This window comes from Streptomyces sp. NPDC037013 (genome assembly GCF_055607265.1).
In genome coordinates this window covers 485248-497521 of the sequence record NZ_JBVJRV010000001.1, presented here as the reverse complement: position 1 = coordinate 497521, position 12274 = coordinate 485248, and the positions used below count along the sequence as shown (strand labels likewise).

At 73.3% G+C, this 12274-nt stretch carries 11 protein-coding genes; 1 reads left to right on the top strand and 10 read right to left on the bottom strand.

Features of this window, described 5'->3' with window-relative positions:
- Positions 1 to 3: 3 nt before the first annotated feature.
- The 5 genes from ACZ7DY_RS02175 to ACZ7DY_RS02155 all read right to left on the bottom strand — a co-directional run bounded on the left by ACZ7DY_RS02175 (position 4) and on the right by ACZ7DY_RS02155 (position 6121).
- Positions 4 to 903: a LysR family transcriptional regulator gene (locus ACZ7DY_RS02175; protein ID WP_471128848.1), complete on the bottom strand. Its 900-nt coding sequence runs from the start codon at positions 901 to 903 to the stop codon at positions 4 to 6.
- Positions 904 to 980: 77 nt separating this feature from the next.
- Positions 981 to 2192 carry a glycine C-acetyltransferase gene (locus ACZ7DY_RS02170; RefSeq protein WP_471128846.1) on the bottom strand — a complete coding sequence of 404 codons (1212 nt, stop codon included), beginning with the start codon at positions 2190 to 2192 and terminating at the stop codon, positions 981 to 983.
- Between the two features lie 52 nt (positions 2193 to 2244).
- A complete protein-coding gene (gene tdh, locus ACZ7DY_RS02165; RefSeq protein WP_471130190.1) occupies positions 2245 to 3273 on the bottom strand; it encodes an L-threonine 3-dehydrogenase in 1029 nt (342 codons plus the stop codon).
- Positions 3274 to 3406: 133 nt separating this feature from the next.
- Positions 3407 to 4591 carry a Gfo/Idh/MocA family protein gene (locus ACZ7DY_RS02160; RefSeq protein ID WP_471128843.1) on the bottom strand — a complete coding sequence of 395 codons (1185 nt, stop codon included), beginning with the start codon at positions 4589 to 4591 and terminating at the stop codon, positions 3407 to 3409.
- 78 nt (positions 4592 to 4669) lie between these two features.
- Positions 4670 to 6121, bottom strand: coding sequence for a M1 family metallopeptidase (locus ACZ7DY_RS02155; RefSeq protein ID WP_471128841.1), 1452 nt, complete (start codon positions 6119 to 6121; stop codon positions 4670 to 4672).
- A 177-nt stretch (positions 6122 to 6298) separates the two neighbouring features.
- Here ACZ7DY_RS02155 and ACZ7DY_RS02150 point away from each other — a divergent pair, with 177 nt between their 5' ends.
- Positions 6299 to 8179, top strand: coding sequence for a DUF2264 domain-containing protein (locus ACZ7DY_RS02150; protein ID WP_471128838.1), 1881 nt, complete (start codon positions 6299 to 6301; stop codon positions 8177 to 8179).
- A 41-nt stretch (positions 8180 to 8220) separates the two neighbouring features.
- Here the strand turns inward: ACZ7DY_RS02150 and ACZ7DY_RS02145 are convergent, their stop codons facing one another.
- From ACZ7DY_RS02145 to ACZ7DY_RS02125, 5 genes are all read right to left on the bottom strand, one after another.
- Entirely contained in the window at positions 8221 to 8748 is a 528-nt protein-coding gene (locus tag ACZ7DY_RS02145) for a GAF domain-containing protein (RefSeq protein WP_471128835.1), read from the bottom strand.
- Positions 8745 to 9338 (bottom strand): GTP-binding protein, encoded by a 594-nt coding sequence (locus tag ACZ7DY_RS02140; protein ID WP_471128832.1) that lies wholly within the window; start codon positions 9336 to 9338, stop codon positions 8745 to 8747. The genes ACZ7DY_RS02145 and ACZ7DY_RS02140 overlap by 4 nt, the downstream gene beginning before the upstream one ends.
- Entirely contained in the window at positions 9316 to 9687 is a 372-nt protein-coding gene (locus ACZ7DY_RS02135; RefSeq protein ID WP_471128830.1) for a DUF742 domain-containing protein, read from the bottom strand. The genes ACZ7DY_RS02140 and ACZ7DY_RS02135 overlap by 23 nt, the downstream gene beginning before the upstream one ends.
- A gap of 2 nt (positions 9688 to 9689) precedes the next feature.
- Positions 9690 to 10124: a roadblock/LC7 domain-containing protein gene (locus tag ACZ7DY_RS02130; protein WP_471128827.1), complete on the bottom strand. Its 435-nt coding sequence runs from the start codon at positions 10122 to 10124 to the stop codon at positions 9690 to 9692.
- A gap of 85 nt (positions 10125 to 10209) precedes the next feature.
- Positions 10210 to 12192 (bottom strand): ATP-binding protein, encoded by a 1983-nt coding sequence (locus ACZ7DY_RS02125; protein ID WP_471128825.1) that lies wholly within the window; start codon positions 12190 to 12192, stop codon positions 10210 to 10212.
- Between the last annotated feature and the right edge of the window lie 82 nt (positions 12193 to 12274).

Here is a 12274-nt window from a genome sequence, read left to right as displayed (position 1 = left end):
CGCTCAGCCCGCCGCTTCGCCCAGGGCGTCCAGGACCGGACGGATCAGCGGGTGGTCCTCCGCCCCGCACCGCACGGCCGCGAACACCCGGCGCGTGGGGGCCACGCCCTCCACCGGACGCACCACGGCCCCCGACACGTCCATGCCGCGCAGCGCCGAACGCGGCACGAGGGCGACCCCGGCCCCGGCGGAGGCGAGCGCCACCACCGCCCGGAAGTCGTCCGACCAGTGCTCCAACAGCGGCTGGAATCCGGCCAGTTCACAGGCGAGGACGACCACGTCGTGACAGGGGTTGCCGGCGAACGGGCCGATCCAGGGGTCCTTGGCGAGCTCGGCGAGGGCCACCCGCTCCGCGTCCGCGAGCCGGTGGCCGGGCGGCAGCACCGCGTCGAAGGGCTCCGCGTAGAGCGGGACGCGGGTGAGCCGCGGGTCGTCGGCGCCCGGCGCTCCCCGGTACTCGACGGCCACGGCCACGTCCACCTGCCGGTCGAGGACCATCGGCAGGCTGGCGTCGCCCTCCGCGTCCTGGACGTGGACCCGGATGCCGGGCGCGGAGGCGGCGAGGCGGGTGAGGGCGGGCGCGACGACCAGTCCGATGCCGGTGGCGAAGGCGGCGACGGTCACGGTGCCCGCCTCGCCGGAGCTGTAGGCGGCGAGCTCGGCCTCGGCGCGCTCCAGCTGGGCGAGGACGGCGTTGGTGTGGGTGAGCAGGATCTCGCCCGCCGCGGTCAGCCGTACGCCGCGTGCCGAGCGCTCGACCAGGCGGTGGCCGGTCTCCTGCTCCAGGGCGGCGAGCTGCTGGGAGACCGCGGAGGGGGTGAGATAGAGCGCGGCGGCGGCCGCCGTGACCGTGCGGTGGTCGGCCACCGCACGGAGGATGTGCAGCCGCCGCGCTTCGATCATGTCGTCGATTCTCCCAACCGGCGGTGGACGGCGCACCACCGGCCCCGCCCCGGTGACCGGGGCGGGGCCGCGGGGCGTCAGGCCCGGCCCGGCTCCGCCAGCTCCGCGCGGGCGGCGACGAACGCGTCGACGGCGCGGTTCACGTCGTCGGTGGAGTGCGCGGCCGACAGCTGGACGCGGATGCGGGCCTGCCCCTGGGGCACCACGGGGTAGGAGAAGCCGATGACGTACACGCCCCGCTCAAGGAGCAGCTCGGCCATCCGTCCGGCCACGGCCGCGTCGCCGATCATGACCGGCGCGATGGCGTGATCACCGGGGAGGACGTCGAAGCCCTCCTCGGTCATCCGCGAGCGGAACAGGGCGGTGTTGGCGGCGAGCTGTTCCCGCAGCTCACCGGCGGACTCCAGCAGGTCGATGACCTTCAGCGAGGCGGCCGCGATCACCGGGGCGAGGGTGTTGGAGAAGAGGTAGGGGCGGGAGCGCTGCCGGAGCAGGGCGACGATCTCGGCGCGGGCGGCGACGTAGCCGCCGGAGGCGCCGCCGAGGGCCTTGCCCAGCGTGCCCGTGATGATGTCGACGCGGTCCATGACGCCGTGCAGCTCGGGGGTGCCGCGGCCGCCGGGTCCCACGAAGCCGACGGCGTGCGAGTCGTCGACCATGACCATGGCGTCGTACCGCTCGGCGAGGTCGCAGATCTCCCCGAGCGGCGCGACGTAACCGTCCATGGAGAAGACGCCGTCGGTGACGATCAGCTTGCGCCGGGCGCCGCCCTCCGTGGCCTCCTTGAGCTGCTTCTCCAGGTCGCCCATGTCGCGGTTGGCGTAGCGGAAGCGGCGCGCCTTCGACAGGCGGATGCCGTCGATGATCGACGCGTGGTTGAGGGCGTCGGAGATGACGGCGTCCTCGGCGCCGAGCAGCGTCTCGAAGACGCCGCCGTTGGCGTCGAAGCACGAGGAGTAGAGGATCGTGTCCTCCTGGCCGAGGAAGGCCGACAGGCGCGCCTCCAGCTCCTTGTGCACCTCCTGCGTGCCGCAGATGAAGCGGACGGAGGCCATGCCGTAGCCCCAGCGGTCCAGGGCCTCGTGCGCGGCGGCGACGACCTCGGGGTGGTCGGCGAGGCCGAGGTAGTTGTTGGCGCAGAAGTTCAGGACCTCGCCGGGGCGGCCGCCCGCGGTGACGGCGACCGTCGCGGACTGCGGGGTGCCGATGACGCGCTCGGGCTTGTGCAGTCCGGCGGCGCGGATCTCGTCGAGGGTGGCCTGGAGGTCTTCGCGTACGGAGTCGAACATGCGGGATTCCTTTGGGGAGTCGAGCCGAGGAGGTCGTAGGGGCCGGCGGGCGTCAGGCGGTCCAGTCGAGGATGACCTTGCCGCCCCGGCCGCTGGCCGCGTCGTCGAAGGCGGCCTCGAAGTCGCGGTGGCCGTACCGGCCGGTGATGACGGGCGCCAGGTCGAGGCCGCCTTCGAGCAGCACCGACATCGCGTACCAGGTCTCGAACATCTCGCGGCCGTAGATGCCCTTGATGGTGATCATCGAGGTGACGATCCGCGCCCAGTCGACGGCGAAGTCCTCGGCGGGCAGGCCCAGCATGGCGATCTTGCCGCCGTGGGTCATGTTGGCGACCATGTCGCGCATGGCGCGCGGGTTGCCGGACATCTCCAGGCCGACGTCGAAGCCCTCGCGCAGGCCGAGGCCGCGCTGGCCGTCGGCGATCGTCGAGTCCGCCACGTTGAGGGCGAGGCTCACGCCGACCTTGCGGGCCAGCTCCAGGCGCTCTTCGCTGACATCGGTGATCACCACGTTGCGGGCGCCCGCGTGCCGGGCGACGGCCGCCGCCATGAGGCCGATCGGGCCCGCGCCGGTGATCAGGACGTCCTCGCCGACGAGCGGGAAGGACAGGGCGGTGTGCACGGCGTTGCCGAACGGGTCGAAGATCGCGGCGACGTCGAGGTCCACGGGGACGCGGTGGACCCACACGTTGCCCGCGGGCAGCGCCACGTACTCCGCGAAGGCCCCGTCGCGTCCGACGCCCAGGCCGACGGTGGCACGGCACAGGTGGCGCCGGCCGGCCAGGCAGTTGCGGCACTTGCCGCAGACCAGGTGGCCCTCGCCGCTGACCAGGTCGCCCGCCTTGATGTCGGCGACGTCCCTGCCGGTCTCCACGACCTCGCCGACGAACTCGTGGCCGACGACCAGCGGGGCGGTGATCGTCTGCTGCGCCCAGCCGTCCCAGGACCGGATGTGCAGGTCCGTTCCGCAGATACCGGTGCGGAGCACCTTGATGAGGACGTCGCCGTGGCCGATGACCGGCTCCGGCACGTCCTTGAGGCTGAGACCCGGCTCAGCCTTCTCCTTGACCAGCGCCTTCAACGCCACGGCTCCTGTCGTACGTCGCTTCTTCCCCCGACGACACAGGAATCTTCCCTACGGCGGCGCCCCGGTCCATCGAGGATTTCTTAAGCGCCGCCGCAGCTTTCCTTCAGGCCCCGCCCGCCCGGTCCGGTCAGCGGGTCTGGCCGCGCTCGAAGTAGGCGATCAGCTCCGGATCGAGGACCGGCACCTCGCGGGGTGTCCCGCCGTCCCGCAGCGACTGCGTCGCCCGTACGCCCGCGGCCACCGCCATCCGGGCCGCGACGGGCGAGGTGTCGGTGCGCCCTCCCTCGCGTACGAAACGTACGAACTCGTCCACGAGCAGGGGGTCAGCGCCGCCGTGCCCCGCCTCGTCCTGCGCGTGGGGCACCGCGTACTCGGCGTCCGCCTGCGCCCGGTGGCCCGAGCGGCGCGCGTTCCACACCTTGGCGGTCGCGCCGGGGCCGTCGCCGAAGTTCTCCAGGCGGCCGGCGTCGCCGATGACGGTGTAGTTGCGCCAGTAGTCGGGGGTGAAGTGACACTGCTGGTAGGCGGCGAGAACACCGTTGTCCAGGCGCATGTTGACCAGGGAGACGTCCTCGACGTCGATGACCGGGTTGAGGGCGCGCTGGGTGTGCGGCGGCCAGTGGCCGTCCGCGGTGTACCAGTCGTCGCTCTTGGGCTCGCCCGGCGCGCGGCGGTGCGGGTTGTCGCCGTAGACCATGAGGTCACCGAGGGCCTGCACCCGGCGTGTGTAGCCGTTCGCCAGCCAGTGCAGCACGTCGATGTCGTGGGCGGCCTTCTGCAGCAACAGGCCGGTGGTGTACTGCCGTTCGGCGTGCCAGTCCTTGAAGTACCAGTCGCCTCCGTAGCCGACGAAGTGGCGCACCCAGACCGTCTTGACCGTGCCGATCTCGCCGCGTCCGATGATGTCGCGCATCAGCCGGACCACGGGCATGTGGCGCATATTGTGCCCGACGTAGAGCCGGGTGCCTGTCTCGTACGCGGTCCGCAGGATCGTGTCGCAGGCCTCGATCCCCGTTTCGAGGGGCTTTTCGACGAAGACGGGCTTGCCCGTGCGCAGCGCCTCGCAGGCGAGTGCCGCATGGGTGTGGTCGGGGGTGAGGACGAGGACCGCGTCGACGTCCGGGTCCTCGACGACCTCGCGGTGGTCGCCCGATATAGAGGCGCCGGGGAAGGCCGTGGCCGCCTCGGCGCGGGCCGCGGCGTCGGGGTCGGCCAGCGCGGTGACGCGCGAGCCCGCGTCCGGCCGGTGGGCGGTGCGGGCGAGCGAGCCGCGCAGTCCGTAGCCGAGGACGCCGAGACGGAGGTCGGTCATGGAACTTCCTTCGTTTGACCGGGTGTTGCGGGTGAGCTCACGGATGCGCGAGCTGTGGGTGGCCGGGCGGTCGGCGCCTCACCGTGCCGCGTTCCGGTCCCGGTCCGCGGGCATGGGCGGGTTGTCGAGGTCGAAGAGCCAGTGGCGCAGGAAGGTGCCGACGGAGGGGTCGCCGGTCACCTCGACCGCGTTGTCTATGAAGTCCCGGGTGTCGGCGTTGCCGTGCCGGTGCCCGGTCAGCCAGGCCTTCATGACCGCGTCGAACTCGTCCTGCCCGATCTGCCGGCGCAGCGCGTAGAGGGTGACGGCGCCGCCGTCGTAGATGTTGAAGCCGCCGAGTCCCTTCGGCCTGCCGGGCGGGCCTTCGGCCTTGCGGACCGCGTCGAGCTTCGCGTACGCCGTCCGCATCTTCTCCTCGATCGGCTGGAAGCCCTTCTGGTCCGCCCACAGGGCGGCGTAGTACACGGCGGGCCCCTCGTTGAGCCAGGCGTCCTGCCAGGTGGCGGGGGTGACGGAGTCGCCGAACCACTGGTGGGTCAGCTCGTGGACCATCGTCGTGGAGTAGGTGGGCCGTTCGAACCAGCCGGGGCCGAAGAGGGAGAGGGTCTGGTTCTCCAGCGCGTCGCCGTAGCCGTCGCGGACGATCTGCACGCCGTACGTGCCGAAGGGGTAGCGCACGCCGAGGGTCTTCTCCAGCCAGGCGAGGTGGCCGCCGGTCTCCTCGACGATGGGCCGGTACTTCGCCACTTGGTCCTCGGGTACGAGGTGGCGCAGCCGCACCCCGTGCGGGCCGCGGCCGTGGACGTAGGTCTGCCGGTCGACGGAGATGCCGAGCAGCTCCGGTGCCATCGGGGAGTTCAGGGCGAAGTCCCAGGTGCGGCGGGCGCCGGGGGCGTCCCTGCGGCCGGTGAGGTCGCCGTTGGCGGCGGGGGTCCAGCCCTTGGGCGCGGTGAGGTGGAAGGTCCACGTCGCCTTGTCCGACGGGTGGTCGTTGACGGGCGCGAAGGTGTCGGCGCGGGAGGCCTGGGCCGCCGAGGCGAATCCGCCGTCGGACATGTGCCGCCAGCCGGGCAGGCCGGCCGGCTTCGTCCTGCCGTTGCCGTGGTAGGCCACTTCGACGCCGAAGAAGCGGTGGTCGCGCAGGGGGCGGGCGGGGGTGACGGTGAGTTCCTGCCCCGTCGGTCCTGGGGTGAGCGTCCAGGTCGCCTTCTCGCCGTTGACCTCGATGGCGTCGACGGCGAGCGAGTCGACGTCGAGGTTGAAGGAGGACAGGTCCTGGGTGGCCCTCGCCCGGATCTTCATGGTGGCGGTGAAGTCGTACGTGACGGGCGTGAAGTCGAAGGAGAGGTCGTAGTGGCGGACGTCGTAGCCGCCGTTGCCGAGGGTGGGGTACAGGGGGTCGCCCACGCCGTCCGCGCCGGGGGTGGGGGTGCGCGGGGCCGGGTGGGCGGGGACCGCGAGGGCGAGGGTGGCGGCCGCGGCCGCCGTCGCGACGGCGGCACGCGCGGTTCGGGTCCTTTTCTCAGCCATGAGGTGGCAACGTAGTAATCGCTTACCGCCGACGTCAACGGACATCTGCCCGTGCACACTTGGATTTTTCCCGCACCCGGACCTGGCGCCGGGAGCCGCCTCGGTACACGCTTACTGCCGACGCGCGCGACCGCCCGCGCCCCGTCGGCCCGCCGCCCGTCGAGGAGTCACGGAACGATGCCCGCACCGCACCTGCACCTGCCGCCGACCGACCGCGTCCTCTCGCCCCTCACCGGCTGGACCCGCGCGCACTGGGAGGCGCTCGCCGACCGGCAGCTGGCGGCGCTCCTGCCGCATGCGACGCCGGGCTTCGCGCAGTACCGGCTGCCGGGCCGCAGCAGCTGGTCGGGGGTCGTCTCGGACGGGCTCGAAGGGTACGCGCGGTCCTTCCTGCTCGCCGCCTTCCGGATCGCGGGAGCCGGCGGCGACGTGGACCCCCGCCTCACGGAACGCTACGCACAGGGCCTGGCGGCCGGCACGGACCGACGCGGCGGCGAGGCCTGGCCCCGGCTCACCGACTGCTCGCAGCAGATGGTGGAGGCCGCGTCGATCGCCGTCGCACTGCACGAGACCCGCCCCTGGATCTGGGAGAGACTCGACGACCGGGTCAGGGAGCGGGTGGTGGACTGGTTCTCCGGGTTCGTCGGCGCGAAGACGTGGGACAACAACTGGCGGCTCTTCCAGGTGGTCTCCGAACAGTTCCTCGCCTCGGTGGGCGCGCCGTACAGCCGGGCGGACATCGACGGCGGCCTGGACCGCATCGAGGACTGGTACCGCGGCGAGGGCTGGTACAGCGACGGCGACGGCCGGAACTTCGACTACTACATCGGCTGGGCCCTGCACCTGTACCCGCTGCTGTGGGCCCGGATCGCCGGGGCCGAGGACGGCGGCCGCGCCGAGGTCTACCGTGAGCGCCTCGCCCAATTCCTCACCAGCTACCCGCACTTCTTCGGCGGCGACGGCGCCCCCGTCCACCAGGGCCGCTCCCTGACGTACCGCTTCGCGGCCGCCGCGCCCGTGTGGATGGGCGCGCTCGCCGGCTGCAGCCCGCTCGCGCCGGGCCTGACCCGGCGCCTCGCCTCCGGCACCGCGCGGCACTTCGTGGAGCGCGGGGTCCCCGACGGGCGGGGGCTGCTGCCGCTCGGCTGGTACGGGACACATCTGCCCACCACGCAGCCCTACTCGGGGCCGGCTTCCCCGTACTGGGCGAGCAAGGGCTTCCTCGGCCTGCTGCTCCCGGCCGCCCACCCGGTGTGGACCGAGCGGGAACTGCCGCTCCCCGTCGAGGAGTCCGACCAGTACACGGCTCTCCCCCAACCCGGCTGGCTGCTGCACGGCACCCGGCACGACGGCATCGTCCGCCTGGTCAACCACGGCAGCGACCACAACCCCCTCGAAGGTCCCGCCGAGGACGACCCGCACTACGCCAAGTTCGGCTACTCGACGGCCACCGCGCCGGAGACCGCGCCGCGCGCCTGGGAGCGCGCCGTCGACGGCCACCTCGCGCTGCTCGCCCCGGACGGCACGGCCTCGCGCCGCCTGCGCATCCACCCGCTGCGCTGCGCGGGCCGGGTGGCCGCCTCCCGCCACGACGCCCGATTCCCCGGCGGCGACGAGGAGTTCCCCATCGAGACGGTGAGCGCGCTGCACGGCCCGTGGGAGATCCGCGTGCACCGCGTGCGGGCCCCCGCCGGTGTCACCGTCCGCGAGGGCGGCCACGCGGTGGCGGGCCGGGCGCGGCCGCACGCCGAGCAGGGCCCCGGCTGGGCGCTCACCCGCACGGAGTCCGGTCTGACCAGCGCGGTCGTCGGCCTGTACGGCTGGGACGAGGAAGCGGGCATCGCCCGCGAGGCGGCCGCCAACGCGTACGGACCGCACTCCGCGACGCCGTTCCTGACCTCGGCGGCCCACCCGGGCGGCGACACCCTCCACGTCACCCTGGTCGCCCTGTCGCAGGACACGGTGTCCCCACGGGCGCTGCGGGAGGCCGTCAGCTGCGCCGTGGAGGGGGACCGCGTGCGGGTCGGCTTCCCGGACGGAACCGAACTGGACCTCTGAGCTGGACCTTTGAGCGGGGCCGGACGCCTGGCGGACCAGGCTCAGAAGCCGCCCTCCTCGCGCCGGTGTATCTGCTCGGTCAGCTCCGCGGCCATGCGCTTGATCGTGTCCAGGCCCGTCCTGCCCCAGGGGCGCGGCTCGACGTCGACGACGCACACCGTGCCGAGTGCGATGCCCGTACGGTCGATGAGGGGCGCGCCCAGATAGGAGCGGATGCCGCTCTCGTCCACCACCGGGTTGCCCGCGAACCGCGGATAGTCGCGGACGTCCTCCAGGACGAGCGCCTTGCGGCGCACCACGACGTGCGGGCAGTAACCGTGATCGCGCGGCAGGTGGCGGCGCGCCTCGCTGCCCAGGGCGTGCAGGCCGGCGAAGAACTGCCGCTCCTCGCCGATGAAGTTGACCATCGCGCAGGGCGCGCCGGTCAGCCCGGCGAGCCGGCCCGCGTAGACGTCGAGCGCCGGCTCGGGGTACTGCCCGATCCCGAGTGCGCGCAGCCTCAGCACCCGCGCGGGCGCCTCCTTGTCGACGGGGGTCAGCAGCAGGTGCCCGGTCGGGTCGTACGTCACGTATGGGCTCCGTAGCTCGGCGCCGGGGCGTGGTCGAGGAGGTGCTTGACGAGGATCAGGAGGGTCTGGATGCCGGAGCTGGAGATCCGCGCGTCGCAGCGCACGACGGGCACTTGAGGGTCCAGGTCGATCGCGGCCCGTACCTCCTCCGGCTCGTAGCGGTGGGCGCCGTCGAATTCGTTGATCGCCACGATGAAGCCCATGCCGCGCTGCTCGAAGAAGTCGACGGCGGCGAAGCAGTCCTCCAGGCGCCGGGTGTCGGCGAGCACCACGGCGCCGAGGGCGCCTTCGGAGAGCTCGTCCCACATGAACCAGAACCGCTCCTGGCCCGGTGTGCCGAAGAGGTACAGCACGTGTTCCGGGTCGAGGGTGATCCGTCCGAAGTCCATGGCGACGGTCGTGGTGGTCTTGTTCTCCACGCCCGACAGGTCGTCGGTCGCCTCGCTGACCGTGGTGAGCAGCTCCTCGGTGCTCAGCGGCGCGATCTCGCTGACGGCGCCGACGAAGGTCGTCTTGCCGACCCCGAAGCCACCCGCGACCAGGATCTTGAGTGCGGTGGGGAAGGGGTCAGAGCTGTCGTCGTAATCCATCGAGCACTGCCTCCAACAGGGACCGGTCAGTGGGGTTGTGGTAGGAGTCCGGGGCCTTCTGGGTGAGGGCCCCGCAGTCGAGGAGATCGCAGAGGATCACTTTGGCCACGACCGCGGGCAGCTTCAGCTGGGCCGCGATCTCGGCGACGGAGGTGGGCGCCTCGCACAGGCCGAGGGCCGTGGAGTGCTCGGGCCCGAGATAGCCGAGCGGTGTGGAGCCGGTCGCCATCACCTGGGAGAGCAGGTCGAGTTGGCCGGTCGGTCTGGTCCTGCCGTTGCTGACCGTGTAGGGGCGGACGAGCCGCCCGGCTGCGTCGTCGAGCCAGGGCCCGTCGTGCGGGGCCGCCATGCTCAATGCCTCATCGGCGCGGGTTCGCCGGCGGGCTGCCGGGGAGCGGTGATCAGGTACGGGCGGACGCTCTTGACCAGCATCGCCATCTCGTACCCGAGGACGGCCGCGTCCGCGTCGCGCCCGGCGAGTACGGCGAGGCAGGTGCCCGAGCCCGCGGTGGAGACGAACAGGAGGGTGGAGTCCAGTTCCACGACGACCTGGCGGACGTCGCCGCCGTCGCCGAAGCGGATGCCCGCGCTGCGCCCCAGGGAGTAGAGCCCCGAGGCGAGTGCCGCCATGTGGTCGGCGCTGTCCGGGTCGAGGCCGTGCACCGACTTCACGAGTCCGTCGGAGGAGAGCAGGACGGCGCTTCTGGTGTGCGGCACGCGCTGCACGAGGCCGCTCATCAGCCAGTCGAGATCGGATACATGGCCGGTCGGCGCATCGCTCGCCATGGGGGATCGACTCCTTGGGGTACAGAACGTACGTAGGTCTGCCGGGGCAGAGGTGGTGGGGGGTGGTCGGGCTGCCCGGTGCCGGTCAGCCGCCTTGGCCGCGCCCGTCGTGCGGGACGCCGATCTCGTGCTCCCGCGGGGTGGGATCGCGTGCGTCCTGCGCCTGGGCGAGACCGATGCCGCGCTGGAACGCGGCCATCAGGCCCGGGTCGTGGCCGACGACGGTGTCGCTCTCGGGCCTCGGCGCCGGGGCGTCCCGGAGCTGGGGGGCGAGGTGCTCCTGGGCGCGCCGCTTGGGGAGCTGGGGCCGGCCGACGCGGCCGCGCACGGCGCCGCCCAGGGGGGTCACCGGTGCCGCGGTGTGTTCGGCGACGGCCTGCCGGTCCTCCGGCCGGATGCCGGGGGTGGCGTCGGCGGGCGTCGGGCGCTCCCGGCGGGAGCCGCGCACGGGCAGCGGGGCGGGCGGGGTGCCGTGCACGCCGTTCGGGCGGTGCGGCGCGGCCACCGGTTCCGGGGAGGGGGCCGGCAGGGGTGCGGAGCGGGGCGCCGGACCCGGTACGGGGTGGGGCTGTTCCTGGGGTTCGGCGGACGGCCACGGCGATGCGGCGACGGACGCGTCGTCCCGTACACCTCCGGGGCCGGGGACGCCTTCGAGACCGGGACCGGGAATGGCTCCGGGGCCAGGGGCGCCTACGGGACCAGGGGCGCCACCGACGCTCTCGGCGCACCGGATGTCCCCGAGGCTGCCGGTCTCCCCGATGGCGCCGGTCTCCCCGAGCTCGCCGGTGTCCCCGATGGCGCCACGGGCCGCCGCCTCGGCCGCGGGGCGGCGACGGGTGACCGGCTCCGCCTGCTCCTCGGCGCCGAGCAGCGCCTGGGGCAGGATCAGGACCGCCTGGACGCCGCCGTAGATGTTGCTCTGGAGGCGCACGGCGACGCCGTGTCTGCGGGCGAGCGCGGAGACGACGAAGAGCCCGATGCGGCCGTCCTGCAGGAGGCTGCCGACGTCGACCTGGTCCGGGTCGGTGAGCAGCCGGTTCATCCTGTTCTGCTCGGCAAGGGGCATGCCGAGGCCCCGGTCCTCGACCTCGACGGCGAGCCCGGCGGTCACGGCGTTGGCGCGCAGCAGGACCTGGGTGTGCGGGGCGGAGAACACCGTGGCGTTCTCGACGAGTTCGGCGAGCAGGTGGATGACGTCGGCGACGGCGTGCCCGCGCAGGGTGCCGTCGACGGGCGGCACGAGTTTGACGCGCGAGTACTGCTCGACCTCGGCGATGGCCGAGCGCATCACCTCGGTCATGGAGACCGGGTTGCTCCACTGGCGGCGCGAGACGGCGCCGCCCAGCACGGCGAGGTTCTCGGCGTGGCGCCGGATGCGGGTCGCGAGGTGGTCGACGTGGAAGAGGCCCTTGAGCAGGTCGGGGTCCTCGACCTCGTTCTCCAACTCATCGAGCAGGGAGATCTCGCGGTGCACGAGCGACTGCAGGCGCCGGGCGAGGTTGACGAAGACCTCGACCTTCTGTTCGCTGCCCGCCCGGCCGGAGAGCCGGGAGGCCTGGACGACGGCGCCGACGGCGGCGTCCTGTGCGCGGGACAGCTCGTCGGCGAGCTGGTCGAACTCGTCGCCGCCCGCCCTGGTCCTCGGCGGCGGCGCCGACTCGGGCTCCGCGGGCGTGTCGCCGCGGCGCAACCGGTCGACGACGGCGCGCAGTTCGGCCTGGCCGCGTGCGGTGGTGCGGCGCAGCAGGACGACCCGGTCGCGCACGGTCCTGGCGGCGCGTTCGGCGGCGACGGCGGCGGTCACGATGCCGGCGAGGCCGACCAGGGCGGCGGCGGTGAGGACGGCGAGCAGGACCGGTCCCGGCCGGGCGCCGGTCGAGCGCAGCGTGAAGAGCACGGCCGCACAGGCGCTGAGGCCCACGGCGACGGCCGGCAGCACCGCGATGCGCAGGAGCTGCGGCCGTATGTGGGTCTCGGGCAGTGCGGCGGCGCTTCGGCTGCCGGGCCTGCCGTGCCGGCCGCCCTCACGGCGGTCTGGGCGGGCGGCCGGTGCGCGTAGGTGAGACATCTGCGTCCTCGGTACGTTGCGACGAGGGCCCGGCGGTCGGCCCGGCTCCCCTTTGCGGCGTGGTTGCGGCATCGCCGTGCCG

Bases quoted from the DNA above. Each gene is read 5' to 3' on its own strand.
- ACZ7DY_RS02135 (WP_471128830.1), bottom strand. From the start codon at position 9,687: ATGGCGGCCCCGCACGACGGGCCCTGGCTCGACGACGCAGCCGGGCGG.
- ACZ7DY_RS02150 (WP_471128838.1), top strand. From the start codon at position 6,299: ATGCCCGCACCGCACCTGCACCTGCCGCCGACCGACCGCGTCCTCTCG.
- ACZ7DY_RS02175 (WP_471128848.1), bottom strand. From the start codon at position 903: ATGATCGAAGCGCGGCGGCTGCACATCCTCCGTGCGGTGGCCGACCAC.
- ACZ7DY_RS02125 (WP_471128825.1), bottom strand. From the start codon at position 12,192: ATGTCTCACCTACGCGCACCGGCCGCCCGCCCAGACCGCCGTGAGGGC.
- ACZ7DY_RS02155 (WP_471128841.1), bottom strand. From the start codon at position 6,121: ATGGCTGAGAAAAGGACCCGAACCGCGCGTGCCGCCGTCGCGACGGCG.
- ACZ7DY_RS02170 (WP_471128846.1), bottom strand. From the start codon at position 2,192: ATGTTCGACTCCGTACGCGAAGACCTCCAGGCCACCCTCGACGAGATC.
- ACZ7DY_RS02130 (WP_471128827.1), bottom strand. From the start codon at position 10,124: ATGGCGAGCGATGCGCCGACCGGCCATGTATCCGATCTCGACTGGCTG.
- ACZ7DY_RS02160 (WP_471128843.1), bottom strand. From the start codon at position 4,591: ATGACCGACCTCCGTCTCGGCGTCCTCGGCTACGGACTGCGCGGCTCG.
- ACZ7DY_RS02140 (WP_471128832.1), bottom strand. From the start codon at position 9,338: ATGGATTACGACGACAGCTCTGACCCCTTCCCCACCGCACTCAAGATC.